We start from the raw sequence: 14,321 nt of genomic DNA, 5'->3' as shown, positions 1-14,321 counted from the left end.
AATTATCCTCTACCGAGTTCCTGGTGAGCTCTTGCAAGATGTCCTGCAGCCAATGCTCCTACAAGTGACAGTTCACCAGCCAAAACAGTGGATGCAACAATTTCTGCAAATTCACGGGCATGACCTGAACCTGCAACGCCTAGGATTTCCAATCCTTCATGGGCAACTTCCAAACTGGTTCCACCACCAACAGTAGCAACAGGCAAGTCAGGCAAGTTTACTGAGAAATATAAATCGCCGTTTCTGTTTTCAGCGGTTGTAATACCAAGAGATCCTTCAGCAACATGAGCAGGGTCCTGACCGGTTGCCAAAAATATTGCTGCAACCATATTAGCATAATGGGCATTGAATGCCATGGACCCGCTGGCTGCAGAGCCTATTAGATTTTTAGCAGTGTTAACTTCCACAATTGCTTCTGATGTGGTTTTCAGTTTTTTAGCTACAATATCCTCAGGTATCAATATATCTGCTATAACGCTTTTTCCTCTTCCTTCAACAATGTTTATAGCAGCAGGCTTCTTATCGACACAGACGTTGCCGCTTAATGCAATATGAAGTGCATTAGTATCCTGAGCCAATTTATCCAAGATTTTTTCAGAAGCTATTGTCACCATATTCATTCCCATACTGTCTCCAGTTGAGAAGACAAATCTCGGATACACATAGCTTCCGACGATTAAGATAGGGTCGATTTTAATCAGTTTTCCATGAGATGTTGTGCTTTCAGCAATTTGCTTTAACTCATCGAAATTATCAATAAACCATTGTTTAACTTTTAAAGCATCACTAACACCATCACATTTAATTGCAGGTGCACGAGTCATGATATCTGACACCACTCTCGCATTAACACCGCCTGAAGCGGTAATTGTTGATGCACCACGATTGATGGATGCAACCAATGCGCCTTCTGAGGTAGCGAGCGGAACAAACACTTCCCTTTGACAATATTCCCCATTAATTTTTAACGGTCCTGCAATACCCATCGGAAGTTGCAATACACCGATTGAGTTTTCAATGTTACGGGCAGATGCCCTTTCCATATCCAAAGTATAATTTGAGATATTGGATAAGTCAAGGTCATATTTCTGTTCTAGAAATTCCCTTCTAATGTCAGTTGCCTCTTTGGCTGAAACTTCCTTATCAACCTGATAAAGTTTCATTTCACCATTCAATAATTTATCAATAATTTCCTGATTTGACATCTACATTACCTTTTTAAGTAAATCTACAATTTCAGATGGTTTTTTAGCTACTTCAACACCAGCTTCATTTAAGGCTTTGGTTTTACTTGCAACAGTACCTGATGATCCTTGAATAATTGCACCGGCATGTCCCATTCTTTTGCCAGGTGGTGCTGTTCTTCCTGCAATATATGATACAACAGGTTTTGACATTTCGTCTGCGATGTACTTACCTGCTCTTTCTTCTGCAGTTCCTCCAATTTCACCAATTAAAACAACAGCATCTGTTTGGTCGTCCTTTTCAAACCTTTTTAATATATCAACATAATTATCCCCGGTTACAGGGTCTCCACCAATACCTACAGCAGTACTTTGACCGATTCCGGCATTAGTGAGTTCACTTGCAATTTCATATGTTAATGTACCGCTTCTTGAAATTACACCCACATTACCCTCTTTGAAAATGTGAGTCGGCATGATACCCAGTTTACCTACACCAGGAGAGATGATTCCTGGAGTGTTAGGTCCGATAATGGTTGTGTCCATTTCTTTAGCATATGCCATGATTTTCATACTATCATGGACTGGAATATGTTCAGAAATGATAACAACTAAATCCAAATGCCTAATTGCTTCAAAAGCTGCATCTTTTGCAAATTTTGCAGGAACAAAAATGATTGAAGCATTAACATCAACTTCTTCTGTTGCTTCTTCCATGGAGTTGAAAATAGGAACTCCTAAAAAGTCTTGTCCTCCTTTTCCAGGAGTTAATCCTGCAACAATATTGGTATTGTAGTTTAACATTTGTTCTGTATGGAATGAACCTTGTTTACCGGTTATCCCTTGAACTAAACATTTTGTATCTTCATTCAATAAAATCATAGTAAATCTCCTATCTCAATATTCTAGTTTTATTTTCAAATGGAACAGCCAAATCTATTACGTTTCCATTCATAAGTGCAGTAGCTGAAAATATTACACTGCCAGGTAATACATTACAAGTTGTTCCCCTTTTAACTAAATAAACATTCTTATTTCCAAGTGCAGCTCCAATCATAGCTCCTGCGATAACTCCAACAGATTCGATGTTTTCAACAGTTGCTACAACAACAGGGTCATCGGTTTCGGGTGAAACATAACCCACACCAGGAATTTTTCTTATTTTAGGCTCAATATAATCTGACACATCAGTGCAATTCTTCATTCCCCTTGCCGCTTCGATTGCTGAGTTTGCAACATCTGCAACAAATGGCTCTCCACCATATGTGTCAAAACCTAAAATTATGGCATCCGGATAGAAATCTTTTCTGATACTTGCTTCAGCATAAGAGATTCCTTCTCCTGCCTCATCCGGATTATCAGATATTCCGGATAAATCCCCAAGATTTTCTGCACTCATTTTTAAAACATTTACCAAACCTTCATTAACCACTTCAAGCAAATCATCTTCAACAAACGCACTTACAACAACATCATCACCAGTGACATTTGTTAATTCAGCATTTCTTGCACCTAGGTCTATTACACTTTGAAGGTTCTTTTCTATAGTTTCTACTAGCTTAGAACTGCAGGACACATCATTTTTTGATATATCTGCACCTATAGCCGTAATTTTCAAATTAACACCTTGTATAATTGATTAAACAAACGAATAAAATTTTAAATTTTATTGGTATATATTATGTATCTTAATTTATATATAGTTTTTAAGAAAACTTATTTAATAGTAATAAATAAATTATAAAGTAATGTATTCACAAACAAAAATTGCAATTCCTATTTTTCAAGAAAAATATGAAGACGTTGTTGAAGTTGCAAACGATTGTATCGATAAAGGTGCTGACATTTTGGAATTCAGAATAGATGCGCTTAAAAACCCCGAGATTGATAAGATCAGAGATACAATAAAAGAAATTAGCTTTCCAATGATAGCCACCAATAGAATCAATACCGAAGGAGGTTCATTTAAAGGAAGCGAAGAAGAACGCTTCAATATACTTTATGAATGTTGTGACCTTGTCGACTATGTGGACATTGAGCTTCAAAGCAGCGATGAATACATTCATAAAATCCATGATACCGGCGTAAAAACTATTGTCTCCTATCATGACTTTGAAAAGACCCCTGATTTAAATGAAATAATGTATATAGTTGAAAAAGAACAGGAATTAGGAGATATCGCCAAAGTTGCTTTCATGCCGCAGGACTTAGAGGACACATTAACAATATTGGCCGTTCTTTCCCATTGCGAAAACACCATTGCAATTTCAATGGGTGATTTGGGAAGTTACACAAGAGTCATGGCTTCCAAATTTGACTCCCCGATTACTTTTGCGGCCGGAAGGGATGCAACCGCCCCGGGTCAAATTGACATTGAAACGATGAAAGCTCTCCTGAATATGGATTTGAATATTATGGATGAGTGATAATATGGGTAAAAAGATTATTTTAGTATTGATTTTTCTTATTTTAATTATATTTTGTGGAATCGTGTTTTTAGGCAATAATTCCGTTGATGTCTATAACGATGGTGAAAACATCACTGTTGAGACCACAACCTTTTCGGATATTGACAAACACGGCATGGGTAATAAAATTTGCAATTACACATTGGATGTAATGAATAACACCACTGCAGACATGACCTATTATAAGCAGGGAATTAAAGACATATGCCACCAGTATGGCCTTGAAAATGCTGAAATAAATATACATTCAACTATAGGTCCAGATCAGATCCCTATTATCGTTAAAGTCGATGGAACATCCATGCTTCCAACATTGCAGGATGGACAGGATGTGCTCATAAACAAGACTCATGACATACATGTTGGAGATATCGTTGTGGCAGAATCTGATGAATACGGAGGAATCATAAAAAGGGTTGACCAAATCAATGGTGATAAAGTCCATTTGATAAGTGACAACAAGGAGATTTCCTACGAATACACAGATGGCGTTTTATATGAGGTCAGCGGAATAACCACTTGGGTGGATATTTCCAACATCAATGGCGTGGTTATTGAATATTAAAAAAAAGGAAAATAATGCAAAACTGCATTACCTTCCTAATAAGGGAGATATCAAAAATAGATTTTTTCTATTTTGACAATAAATAAAAGGGAGATAAGTTACACAACATCCTCCCCCTCTTCACCAGTCCTTATTCTAATCACATTTTCCACAGGGTAAATAAATATCTTTCCGTCCCCGATGTTTCCGGTATATGCTGCTTTTTTAATCGCATCAACAAATGTGTCAAGCTCTTCATCCTTTACAACAATTTCAATACGTGTTTTTGGAATCAAATCAATACAATAACTGGATCCCCTATAGGATTCCCTGATACCTTTTTGACTTCCTCTTCCTTTTACCTCTGAAACGGTCATACCTTCACAGCCCACTTCCATCAAGGCCCTTTTAACATCATCAAACTTTTCCTGTCTAATAATTGCAACAATAGCTTTCATTTACATCTCTCCTATGAATTAAAGTTATAAGCGGATTCCTGGTGAAGATGTGTGTCGAGTCCACCGATTTCTTTGTGATCTTCCACTCTTATACCATTCAATGATTTATCTAGGACTTTTGCTATTATATAACTTACTACAAATGCATAAACCATAGTGGCGATAACGCTTATTATCTGTATTACAACCTGATTAGGATTTCCTGCAATCAGACCTGCCACTCCACCGATTGATGGAATTGCAAAGATTCCAGTTGCGATTGCTCCCCATACACCAGACATTCCGTGAATGCCCCATGCATCCAATGCATCATCATATCCGAGTTTTGGTTTCAAATAATTAATTGAATAATATGATATGACAGGAGCAACTGCACCAATAACCAATGCACCGAAAACATCAACAAAACCGGCTGCAGGAGTAATTCCTACCAGACCTGCTACAGCACCGGATATTGCACCTAAAATTGTTGGTTTTCCAACTTTAAACATATCAATTAAGGTCCAGACAATAAGACCTGTTGCTGCTGAAACATTTGTAACTATTAATGCATTAGCCGCAAGTCCGTCAGCTGCAAGCCCTGATCCTCCATTGAATCCCATCCAACCAAACCAAAGCAATGCGGCACCAAGTACTGCATAACCTAGATTGTGCGGAATCAAGGAAGAGTTTTTCCTTTTACCTAATACCAATGCTACAGCCAATGCGGAAATACCTGAGTTAATGTGGACAACAGCACCACCTGCGAAATCGAGTGCTCCCATCTGCATTAACCATCCTCCTCCCCATACCCAGTGGGCGATAGGGACATATACAATTAATGCCCAGATGATAACAAATATGACCCATGCTTTTGTTTTCATTCTTCCAACTAAAGCACCGGACATAATCGCACAGGTAATTCCAGCAAATGCACATTGAAACATTACAAACAATAATGTTGGAATTGTACCGTTCAGATCATCCAAAGCAATTCCCTGCAAGAAGAAATTGGTTGGTGAACCAATCAATCCGTGAATATCGCTTCCAAATGCAAATTGATAACCGAATGCGACCCAAATCACACTGATTATAGCAAATGCAATGAAAGTTAAAAACATTGTATTTAAAACATTCTTTCTTTTACTTAATCCTCCATAAAAAAATGCTACTGCAGGAATGCTCATTAGAAGTACAAGCAGTGTACAAATGAGAACCCATGCAGTGTCACCAGCACTAAACATAACCATAATATCTTAACTCTATTTATTTGATTAGTCGGAAATATACTGTCGGAAGTATACTTCCGATAAAGATATCTATCACTTCTAATATATAAACATTTTGCAAAATTGACTAAAAAAGATTAAAATCAGTTTAATTTTGCAAACAATTAAATAATAGCTTTTAAAAAAAATAATAATAGTATAAATTAATAGAGTGTTATTATGAGAGGTTCAATTAAAGCAAATTTAATAGTATTTTTAATAATTGCTGTAATTGCATTTTGTATCAGCTCAGCATTCGCTACTCTAACAATACACGAAGATAATGACTCATACAAGTTAATATCGCTTGAAGATGATTCTTTTGAACCGAGTGAAATTGAATACGTGCCAACAATCATTCCACAGAATGACACAAATACCACAAATATGACAAATAACACTGAAACTAATGTGACTGACTATGTTGAAACCACAGTAGATAACTTTACAGATAACAATTACACATGGATAGAGGAATACTTTGAGGACTGATAAAATGAGTGAAAAAAAGAAATTTATCAGAGATAGTGTCTATGGAGACATTAGTCTAAACAAGTTTGAAGTAAAAATAATGGACATGCCCCAATTTCAACGTCTAAGACGCATAAAACAACTTGGATTGATAAGTTTAATCTATCCGGGAGCAACACACACCAGATTTGAACATTGCGTCGGAACAATGAATTTGGGATCAAAACTTGCTGAAGAGTTAGATTTGTCAAGTGATGAAATCGAACTGATAAGAGCGTCAGCACTTCTGCATGATATAGGACATGGTCCATTTTCACATGTGTCCGAAGGGGTATTGTCATTTCCTCATGAAGAGTTATCAAAATACGTAATTACCAAAACCTCTATGAGAGACCTGTTGGAAGAAAAATTTGATGTCAATGAAATTGTGGACATCATTAACGGAAATGGACATCTGGGACCAATCGTTTCAGGAGAGCTTGATGTCGACAGGATGGATTATCTTTTAAGAGATTCACACAATACCGGAGTTTCTTATGGAAAAATTGATTATGAAAGATTAATCTCAAATTTAAGTTTAGACGACGGATTGATACTTGACATCAAGGGAGTCCAGGCAGCTGAGGGAGCATTGGTATCAAGATATTTCATGTACCCAAGCGTTTATCAACACCACACCACCAGAATCGTCAACACAATGTTTAGACGAGCATTGCAAAAGATAATTGATGAAGGCATGATTGATGAACGTGAAATATATAAATACGATGATACAGACCTCATTGCGATGTTCAGACAATGCGAAAACGACTATGCAAATGACATAATGCATAGACTAGACAACAGGATTGTTCCAAAAAGGGTTAAAACAATCCGTTTAGATAATTTTAAATTCCCTGAAAAGATGTATAAAATCCCCGCTGATGATCTTCGAAAAGCGGAAGAGGAAATTGCTGAAGACTATGGGCTTGACAAGGATTATGTATTCATAAACATTGCCGAATACCCTCGTTTTGATGAAATGAAAACTCAGGTAAGCGTTGATGGAAAACTATTCCCATTAACTGAAATATCAAATATCATCTCTGCGTTAAGTAAAGCAAGATTCAACATTCCAGACATTAGCGTTTATGTTCCAGAAGAGGAAAAATCCAAATTCAACAAATTAAAATTAGAAAATTACCTTGATTTACCGGAAATTGACCGTGAAAAATTCCACGGAATACATTATGACCAAATCAAACTATTTTAGGAGAATAATATGATAGTAGTTGGAATAACAGGAGCTAGTGGAGTCATATATGGAATAAGACTCATTGAAGCTTTAAAAAAACTGAATATTGAAAACAGTCTAGTCATAAGCGATGCGGCTAAAATCGTTATCGAATCTGAAACCGATTACAGCGTTGAAGATGTTATTAACATGGCTGATTCATATTATGATTTCAATGACCTGACTGCTTCCATCAACAGCGGGTCATTTAAGGCTGACGGCCTGGCAATTGTGCCATGTTCAATGAAGACATTATCATCAATCGCACATGGTTACGGTGCGAATACAATAACAAGAGTGGCAGATGTGAGTTTAAAAGAAAGAAGACCAACTGTTATTGTTCCACGAGAAACTCCGCTTAGAAGCGTACATTTAAAAAACATGCTAACATTATCACAAGAAGGAGCTATTATCTTGCCTGCAATGCCTGGCTTTTACTCAACACACGATACTGTTGATGACCAGATTAATTTCATTGTCGGAAAAATCTTAGACTCCTTAAAAATTGAAAATAACTTATTTAAAAGGTGGGAGTAAATGTTAGAAGATAAGGATTTTATCAAATCCTGTGACGTCCCAGGACCAACAAAAGAAGCCATAAGAGCAATAATATTATATAAATCAGAAGTGACATCAACCGATAAGGTTGTTGATTGTGGATGCGGAACCGGTGGAATAACCTGCGAATTTAGCCAAAGGGCAGGCGAAGTAATTTCCATTGACACCAATCCGGAAGCAATTGAAGTTACTTCAAAGAATCTTAAAAAATTCGGACTTGGAGACAATGTCACATTAATTAATGATGATGGGGCAAATGCCCTAAAAGATATTGAAAACATTGATATCGCTATTGTTGGAGGTAGCGGCAGACAATTGGAGAATATCTTAGACATCGTCCATGAAAAACTGAATTCAAAAGGAAGAATCATCATTACAGCTATTCTGGTTGACACTAAAGTTGAAGCAGTGAACAAGCTTAAGGATTTGGGATATAATCCAAAGCTTATGGAAGTTAATGCTTCTAATGGAAGAATCCTTGACAGAGGAATCCTGATGATTAGTGAAAATCCGATAGCAATCATAACCGCTAAAAAACGATAGATTGGAGATTAAATAATGAGCAAACGATTAAGTTGGAAAGTGAAATTTTCCATAGTAATGATTTTATTGATAATAATCATCTATGGATCAAATTACCTTGTACTAGGTGATGGAGAGCATATTATCTCATATGTCTGGACACACTTAGGTTTTATTCCGGTAGATATTTTACTTGTAGCATTTTTGCTTGATGAAATTATAGAAAAAAAGGAAAAAGAAGCTATGCTTGAAAAATTGGACATGCTTATGAGTACCTTCTTTTCAGAAGTTGGAAACGACTTAATTAACCAATTAAGCACAGCAAACAAATACAAAGCAAGTACCGAAAATTTAAAGTCAATCAAAGATTGGGATGAAAAGGACTTTGACAATAAATTGGCTGAACTGAAAGACGCTTCACTTGATTTCCAGGTCGACATTCCTGCTGAAGAACGTGAAGAGTTTTTAGAAAACTTAAGAACCATGCTTGCAAGTAAAAGGGAATTTATTATTAATTTAATTAATAATCCTAATTTGCTTGAAAAAGAGGAATTCACTGAATTGACCAATGCCATTCTTCACTTAGATGAGGAATTGGAACATAGAAAAGATTTAGCTTTAGTAAATGACACTGACTTTGGTCATTTGAATGGAGATATGAAAAGAGTATACGATAAATTAGTCTATGAATGGGTCCATTACTTAAAATATTTATATAAGAATTACCCTTACATGATTGCACTGATTATCCGTACCAATCCATTTGACGAAGATGCGGACGTGTACGTAAAATAATTTTAGGGAGATTTAATATGAGTAACGATTATGAAAATAGTGAAAGTATTAAATCCTGCATTATTTTATGTGGAGGTAAAAGTAGTAGAATGGGTCAGGATAAAGGTTCTATGATTATTAAAGACAAACCCATGATTAAACATATCCTGACTACTTTAAACCACCAGATTACTGAAGCAATAATTGTTTTAAATGATAGCGAAAGGATTGACAAATATAGCGAATTTATAGATCCTCAGGACTACACTTATAAAATTGCTTTTGTCGAAGACAAAATTAAAAATAAAGGCCCCATGCCTGGAATCATGACCGGACTAGAACAGATTAACAGCGATTATGCTTTAATTTTACCTTGTGATAGTCCATATGTTTCCAAAAATTATATAAATACTATTTTTAAAGAAATTGACGAGGATTATCAGGCCATAGTCCCATACCATGATAGCGAAAATAAATTAAAGACATCAGAACCTCTTCACTCAATTTACAATAAAAACATAATTCCTGAAATTGAAGACCTGATTTCCAATGACGTTTTGCACATCAAAGGACTGATAGAAAAAATAGATACAAAATTTGTTCTGATTGATAATAAAAAAATAGAAAAAAAAGAATTTAGAAATCTTAATCGTCCACAGGACATTTAAAGATGTTCTATTAACTCTTTTGTTTTTGTTACTGCCAAATTGACAGCGAAAAGAATGTCATCTTTGGTTAATGGTTCTTTTCCACCTTTTTGCATGGAACAGATGTGACCATCTTTTGTAACACCAACATTTAAACGAGCAGATGCTACTTTTTCTTCGGATAATGTTGGGTCGATAATCATTTTATCGCCGATTTTAACGAATGTGCATAAAGCCAATTCGTTGTTAATTGGCAAATCAAATGTTTCATCTTCACTAATGACAACTTCTTCATCGACAATAGTTGCAACAGGCAATTTAGTAGTTTTTAATGCAGCCATAACTGCTAATTCACATGCATCGAAAAGGTTTCCGCAGTTATCGATAATATGCAAGTCAATGAATAACATCCAAACATGTTTACCTTCTTCAACACATAATTTATCCAATTCTACCAATTCACTTTCACGAATACCCCTGTCAACTACACGAGCAAGTTCAATTGAATCGTCGCTAGGTGGTCCTGGTTCAAAAGTAGGATCAGCCATTGGCAACATTTCACAATTGGTCATTAAAACTCCTAAATCAGGAGTGTCTGGGAATGGACTTCCAAGCTGTGGTTTAATACCTACAATAACTTGAGTTCCACCGATTTTAACACGAGCAGAACCTTCAGCTTTAGAAATAACATTAGTTTCGATAGAAATGTCCCTATATTCATCAAGTGCCCTGCCATCTTCTCTTTTATCATTTCCGACAAGGTTTTCAATACTTCTTCTTGTAATTTCTGGTACTATCTCCATATTTCCACCCGCTTATTCTATAGAATATTTTTTCATTAAAGCCTCTTTTTGGATTTCGTTTACTTTACGACATCCTTCCATAGCCAAATCAATTGCTTTTGCAAATTCTTCTTCAGTCAAGTTACCATCACTTTGTAATAATGTGATTTCACCGGTTCTTGGCATCATAGCTATTGGAACATCAGCTTGACCTTCTTTATCTTCTTTTTCAGATAAATCAAGTACTATTTCATCATAAACTTTACCTGCAGCACAACCTACAACAATATCTTTCATAGGTATTCCTGCATCGACAAGTGCAACAGAAGCTGCTGTAATTCCAGCACAACGGGTTCCACCTTCAGCTTCTATTACTTCAATATAAATATCAATCATTGACCTTGGATAATTTTCTAACATTAATGCTGGCCTTAAAGCATCAGCAGTGATTTTAGAAATTTCAGAGGATCTTCTGTCTGGTCCAGGTCTTTTCCTGTCATCCACAGAAAAAGGAGCCATATTATATCTGCATCTGATTACACCAGTATTTGGTTCGAGCAATCTTCTGATGTATGATTCTCTAGGCCCATAAACAGCTACCAATATCTTATTTCCTCCAACTTCCAAGTAAGCTGAACCGTCTGCACGTTCAAGAACTCCAGCTTCAATCTTAATAGGACGCAATTCATCAAATTTCCTACCATCATCTCTTATAATATCTGACATCATATCAACCTCATAAATGTGAAGAATTATTTATTATTTAGTATGAAAGAATTGTTTGAGTTATCACTATAGGATAATGAACCATCTTTGCTTTTATTTTTTCTTTTAAATTCTTCAATAACTTCACCAATATCTGGTTTTTCTTTTTTCTCTTTAGTTTCCTCTGCTGCTTCTTCTTCAGCTTCGTTTTCTTCTTGTTCTAACTCTTCTTGTTCCAATTCTTCTTTGAAATTTTGAAGTTTAGGTTTTTCTAAAACAAATTCCTCTTCAGTTTCCTCAACTTCTTCAGGTGGCAATTCACCATCAATAGCCAGGTACAATTTGTTTTTGATTTTATTTGTTAAACCAGAAGTATGAGCTTCAGCTTCAATCAAGTGAATTATTTCGCGGGTAAGTTGTTCCATATCTTCGTTTCCTTTAACCCATACAAGACCATTTTGACCAACAACGATTTTACATTTGGTTTTGTCCTTAATCATGTTAATCATTGAGCCTTTTTTACCGATTAATCTAGGAACTTTAGTTGGAGCAATATCTACAATAATTCCTCCTTTGAATTTACCCATTCCTCTACCTTTTAAACCGAGTTTTGCCTTTTTGATTTCATCAACATCGACAACTCTTAAAAATAGCACATCCCCAACATCATATACTTTGTTGAGTTCTTTTTTCTCACGACCAAACACTTCAAAGGCAGGCAAAATTCCGGAATATGGTGAATTGATGTCTACATCCCACATTGAGAATCTGACATCTTTGATTTTACCAATTACAACATCTCCTTTTTTAGGAACATATTTGCTTTTTAAAGGAATAACTCTTATTTTTTTATTCCTTAAAGAAACACGACCCAATAAAGAAGAGCAAATTTTACCGTTTTCTTTAAAGGTACCTCTTCCTGAATAGTATTCGTCATCAGCCAATATTTGACCTGGAATAACTAAATCTTTATTTTCCACGTGTATCATAATAATCCCATTAATATGAAATTCATTTAAATTATTTTAAAGTCCTAGTTTCTGCTTCTCCACCTGAAATTTCAGCCATTTTAGAAGAAAATGAATTTTGAAGCCCTCCAGGCATTTCTACAATGCCAATCCAAGAGCCATCTTGCTGCCATTCTTCATTAATGATCTCTCCAAATCCATGAATAACATTATAAGCGCTGCCTGCTGCTGAACCCGGAAGCCTAACAGCAACTTTAACTTTTTCAAATCTGATTGGAATGAGTGGTTTAATAGATTTTAGAGCTGATTGAACCTGCTGGTCAACTGATGTGAACGGATCAAATTTAACCTTTGCCTCATCACATGCGTTTTCGATTCTTTGAACCGGATGAGGTAAACCGTTTTGAGGATTTATCGCTTCTTTAGCAATCTTATTTATAACAAGTTTTCTTTTATCCTCTTGCATTTTTCTTTTTTGATCGGCAGTGAGTTGAACAGTTCCCTTTTCAAGTATGATTTTAGAAACTTCAATAGGATCAGTAGTTTCAAAGATTTTATTCATAGCTTCATCAGAAGCCTTATCTCCTTTTTTAGAGTCTTTGAAAATTTCTTCAACAGCTAAAAGATCTTCGATGGCAACATCAGGGCCATCAGGATTTCGAAAATCTGCTGCCAAATCAGGGTCGACCAATATTTCAAAATGTTCGCCTGAGTACTCATATTTAGCAATTATAGCTTCATCAACATTTACCATCAAAGCATCCCCTAACTAATTAATAGAAAATAATTATTCTTCTTCTGAATCCTCTTCGGATTCTTCACTTTCGTTTTCTTCTTCCTCTTCTTCAGGAATCACTTTATCAATATATTCCTGTACTTCATCTTGAGAAAGTTTTACATATTTTTCATCTTCAAGTTTAATGACTGCGATTTCGACATTATTGGAAGTGGTTTCATGATCAGTAGCTTCATTAATAGCGGTTAATGCTAGTTCGATAGCTCCTTCCAATGACAAGTCATCTTCATATTTTTCTTCAAAAATATCCATTGCAGCATTTCTTCCAGAACCGATAGCAGTTGCTTTGTATTCAATTAAAGCTCCACTTGGGTCGGTTTCGAATAATTTACATTTACCATTATATATTCCACCAATGATTAAAGCAGAACCGAATGGCCTTACTCCACCATTTTGGGTATATAACTGTAACATGTCGCATAATTTCTTAGACAAGCTGGTTACGCGAATAGGTTCACTATAGGTAATTTTATTGATTTGCGCTTCAACTCTTGCTCTTTCAACCAATGCCCTTGCATCAGCAACAAGACCTGAAGTAGCTGCTCCAATATGGTCATCTATTTTGAATATTTTTTCTATAGATGAAGCTTCAACTAATTTTGAAGTAGTTCTTTTGTCAACAGCTAAAACAATACCTTCTGAACTTTTAACACCAATTGATGTAGTTCCTCTTTTAACAGCTTCTCTTGCATATTCTACTTGGAAAAGTCTTCCATCTGGGCTAAATACAGTAATAGCCCTGTCATATCCAGCATTTTGTAAAGGTTGCATATTAATACCTCATATTTTTATAAATATTAATTTTATATTCGACAACTTAAAAAAAATAAAACCAAATCTTCCATGAAAAGGCAAATTTTAATTTCAATCACAAATCTGTAGTGAATTAAAATATTTTTTATTCTTTTTTTCCATAAATCCAAT

At 35.5% G+C, this 14,321-nt stretch carries 18 protein-coding genes; 8 read left to right on the top strand and 10 right to left on the bottom strand.

The window, feature by feature from the left end; translation table 11 throughout:
- Nucleotides 1-2 precede the first annotated feature (2 nt).
- From hmgA to ACJMML_RS10995, 3 genes are read right to left on the bottom strand one after another with little or no spacing between them, the layout of a single operon-like run.
- Nucleotides 3-1,205 (bottom strand): hydroxymethylglutaryl-CoA reductase (NADPH), encoded by a 1,203-nt coding sequence (gene hmgA / locus ACJMML_RS11005; protein ID WP_405307362.1) that lies wholly within the window; start codon nucleotides 1,203-1,205, stop codon nucleotides 3-5.
- Nucleotides 1,206-2,066 carry a succinate--CoA ligase subunit alpha gene (gene sucD, locus ACJMML_RS11000; RefSeq protein WP_405307361.1) on the bottom strand — a complete coding sequence of 287 codons (861 nt, stop codon included), beginning with the start codon at nucleotides 2,064-2,066 and terminating at the stop codon, nucleotides 1,206-1,208.
- A gap of 10 nt (nucleotides 2,067-2,076) precedes the next feature.
- Nucleotides 2,077-2,802 (bottom strand): hypothetical protein, encoded by a 726-nt coding sequence (locus tag ACJMML_RS10995; protein ID WP_405307360.1) that lies wholly within the window; start codon nucleotides 2,800-2,802, stop codon nucleotides 2,077-2,079.
- Nucleotides 2,803-2,932: 130 nt separating this feature from the next.
- Here ACJMML_RS10995 and aroD point away from each other — a divergent pair, with 130 nt between their 5' ends.
- Nucleotides 2,933-3,610, top strand: coding sequence for a type I 3-dehydroquinate dehydratase (gene aroD, locus ACJMML_RS10990; protein ID WP_405307359.1), 678 nt, complete (start codon nucleotides 2,933-2,935; stop codon nucleotides 3,608-3,610).
- 4 nt (nucleotides 3,611-3,614) lie between these two features.
- On the top strand, nucleotides 3,615-4,217 hold the full coding sequence (locus tag ACJMML_RS10985; RefSeq protein WP_405307358.1) for a helix-turn-helix transcriptional regulator: 603 nt from the start codon (nucleotides 3,615-3,617) through the stop codon (nucleotides 4,215-4,217).
- A gap of 98 nt (nucleotides 4,218-4,315) precedes the next feature.
- Here the strand turns inward: ACJMML_RS10985 and ACJMML_RS10980 are convergent, their stop codons facing one another.
- Both ACJMML_RS10980 and ACJMML_RS10975 read right to left on the bottom strand, forming a co-directional pair.
- Nucleotides 4,316-4,654, bottom strand: coding sequence for a P-II family nitrogen regulator (locus ACJMML_RS10980; protein ID WP_405307357.1), 339 nt, complete (start codon nucleotides 4,652-4,654; stop codon nucleotides 4,316-4,318).
- Nucleotides 4,655-4,665: 11 nt separating this feature from the next.
- Nucleotides 4,666-5,883, bottom strand: a complete 1,218-nt coding sequence (locus tag ACJMML_RS10975; RefSeq protein ID WP_405307356.1) for an ammonium transporter — start codon at nucleotides 5,881-5,883, stop codon at nucleotides 4,666-4,668.
- Nucleotides 5,884-6,081: 198 nt separating this feature from the next.
- Between ACJMML_RS10975 and ACJMML_RS10970 the strand changes: the two genes are divergently transcribed.
- The 6 genes from ACJMML_RS10970 to ACJMML_RS10945 are packed head-to-tail and all read left to right on the top strand — an operon-like array spanning nucleotide 6,082 to nucleotide 10,167.
- The gene (locus tag ACJMML_RS10970; RefSeq protein WP_405307355.1) at nucleotides 6,082-6,393 is read left to right on the top strand and encodes a hypothetical protein; all 312 of its coding nucleotides are present in this window, start codon (nucleotides 6,082-6,084) and stop codon (nucleotides 6,391-6,393) included.
- A gap of 4 nt (nucleotides 6,394-6,397) precedes the next feature.
- Nucleotides 6,398-7,624, top strand: coding sequence for an HD domain-containing protein (locus tag ACJMML_RS10965; protein ID WP_405307354.1), 1,227 nt, complete (start codon nucleotides 6,398-6,400; stop codon nucleotides 7,622-7,624).
- Nucleotides 7,625-7,633: 9 nt separating this feature from the next.
- Nucleotides 7,634-8,182, top strand: coding sequence for a UbiX family flavin prenyltransferase (locus ACJMML_RS10960; RefSeq protein WP_405307353.1), 549 nt, complete (start codon nucleotides 7,634-7,636; stop codon nucleotides 8,180-8,182).
- On the top strand, nucleotides 8,183-8,746 hold the full coding sequence (gene cbiT, locus ACJMML_RS10955) for a precorrin-6Y C5,15-methyltransferase (decarboxylating) subunit CbiT (protein WP_405307352.1): 564 nt from the start codon (nucleotides 8,183-8,185) through the stop codon (nucleotides 8,744-8,746).
- A gap of 15 nt (nucleotides 8,747-8,761) precedes the next feature.
- Nucleotides 8,762-9,520, top strand: a complete 759-nt coding sequence (locus tag ACJMML_RS10950; RefSeq protein WP_405307351.1) for a hypothetical protein — start codon at nucleotides 8,762-8,764, stop codon at nucleotides 9,518-9,520.
- A 17-nt stretch (nucleotides 9,521-9,537) separates the two neighbouring features.
- Complete coding sequence (locus ACJMML_RS10945; protein ID WP_405307350.1) at nucleotides 9,538-10,167, top strand: molybdenum cofactor guanylyltransferase; 630 nt, start codon at nucleotides 9,538-9,540, stop codon at nucleotides 10,165-10,167.
- Here the strand turns inward: ACJMML_RS10945 and rrp42 are convergent.
- From rrp42 to psmA, 5 genes are read right to left on the bottom strand one after another with little or no spacing between them, the layout of a single operon-like run.
- Nucleotides 10,164-10,949: an exosome complex protein Rrp42 gene (gene rrp42, locus ACJMML_RS10940; RefSeq protein ID WP_405307349.1), complete on the bottom strand. Its 786-nt coding sequence runs from the start codon at nucleotides 10,947-10,949 to the stop codon at nucleotides 10,164-10,166. The genes ACJMML_RS10945 and rrp42 overlap by 4 nt on opposite strands.
- Nucleotides 10,950-10,961: 12 nt before the next feature.
- Nucleotides 10,962-11,657, bottom strand: a complete 696-nt coding sequence (rrp41, locus tag ACJMML_RS10935; protein ID WP_405307348.1) for an exosome complex exonuclease Rrp41 — start codon at nucleotides 11,655-11,657, stop codon at nucleotides 10,962-10,964.
- 23 nt (nucleotides 11,658-11,680) lie between these two features.
- Nucleotides 11,681-12,622, bottom strand: a complete 942-nt coding sequence (gene rrp4, locus ACJMML_RS10930) for an exosome complex RNA-binding protein Rrp4 (protein WP_405307347.1) — start codon at nucleotides 12,620-12,622, stop codon at nucleotides 11,681-11,683.
- A 31-nt stretch (nucleotides 12,623-12,653) separates the two neighbouring features.
- The gene (locus tag ACJMML_RS10925) at nucleotides 12,654-13,355 is read right to left on the bottom strand and encodes a ribosome assembly factor SBDS (RefSeq protein WP_405307346.1); all 702 of its coding nucleotides are present in this window, start codon (nucleotides 13,353-13,355) and stop codon (nucleotides 12,654-12,656) included.
- A gap of 33 nt (nucleotides 13,356-13,388) precedes the next feature.
- Nucleotides 13,389-14,168 carry an archaeal proteasome endopeptidase complex subunit alpha gene (psmA, locus tag ACJMML_RS10920; protein ID WP_405307345.1) on the bottom strand — a complete coding sequence of 260 codons (780 nt, stop codon included), beginning with the start codon at nucleotides 14,166-14,168 and terminating at the stop codon, nucleotides 13,389-13,391.
- Nucleotides 14,169-14,321 lie beyond the last annotated feature (153 nt).

The sequence above is a fragment of the Methanobrevibacter sp. genome, from assembly GCF_045130115.1.
Taxonomy (GTDB): Archaea; Methanobacteriota; Methanobacteria; order Methanobacteriales; family Methanobacteriaceae; genus Methanocatella.
The sequence above is the reverse complement of the archived record's forward strand: the minus strand, read 5'-3'. Positions and strand labels throughout refer to the sequence as shown.

Bases quoted from the DNA above. Each gene is read 5' to 3' on its own strand.
- ACJMML_RS10970 (WP_405307355.1), top strand. From the start codon at position 6,082: ATGAGAGGTTCAATTAAAGCAAATTTAATAGTATTTTTAATAATTGCT.
- psmA (WP_405307345.1), bottom strand. From the start codon at position 14,168: ATGCAACCTTTACAAAATGCTGGATATGACAGGGCTATTACTGTATTT.
- hmgA (WP_405307362.1), bottom strand. From the start codon at position 1,205: ATGTCAAATCAGGAAATTATTGATAAATTATTGAATGGTGAAATGAAA.
- ACJMML_RS10985 (WP_405307358.1), top strand. From the start codon at position 3,615: ATGGGTAAAAAGATTATTTTAGTATTGATTTTTCTTATTTTAATTATA.
- rrp4 (WP_405307347.1), bottom strand. From the start codon at position 12,622: ATGATACACGTGGAAAATAAAGATTTAGTTATTCCAGGTCAAATATTG.
- ACJMML_RS10960 (WP_405307353.1), top strand. From the start codon at position 7,634: ATGATAGTAGTTGGAATAACAGGAGCTAGTGGAGTCATATATGGAATA.
- ACJMML_RS10980 (WP_405307357.1), bottom strand. From the start codon at position 4,654: ATGAAAGCTATTGTTGCAATTATTAGACAGGAAAAGTTTGATGATGTT.
- sucD (WP_405307361.1), bottom strand. From the start codon at position 2,066: ATGATTTTATTGAATGAAGATACAAAATGTTTAGTTCAAGGGATAACC.
- ACJMML_RS10925 (WP_405307346.1), bottom strand. From the start codon at position 13,355: ATGGTAAATGTTGATGAAGCTATAATTGCTAAATATGAGTACTCAGGC.
- ACJMML_RS10950 (WP_405307351.1), top strand. From the start codon at position 8,762: ATGAGCAAACGATTAAGTTGGAAAGTGAAATTTTCCATAGTAATGATT.
- aroD (WP_405307359.1), top strand. From the start codon at position 2,933: ATGTATTCACAAACAAAAATTGCAATTCCTATTTTTCAAGAAAAATAT.
- ACJMML_RS10965 (WP_405307354.1), top strand. From the start codon at position 6,398: ATGAGTGAAAAAAAGAAATTTATCAGAGATAGTGTCTATGGAGACATT.
- rrp42 (WP_405307349.1), bottom strand. From the start codon at position 10,949: ATGGAGATAGTACCAGAAATTACAAGAAGAAGTATTGAAAACCTTGTC.
- rrp41 (WP_405307348.1), bottom strand. From the start codon at position 11,657: ATGATGTCAGATATTATAAGAGATGATGGTAGGAAATTTGATGAATTG.
- ACJMML_RS10975 (WP_405307356.1), bottom strand. From the start codon at position 5,883: ATGGTTATGTTTAGTGCTGGTGACACTGCATGGGTTCTCATTTGTACA.
- ACJMML_RS10945 (WP_405307350.1), top strand. From the start codon at position 9,538: ATGAGTAACGATTATGAAAATAGTGAAAGTATTAAATCCTGCATTATT.
- cbiT (WP_405307352.1), top strand. From the start codon at position 8,183: ATGTTAGAAGATAAGGATTTTATCAAATCCTGTGACGTCCCAGGACCA.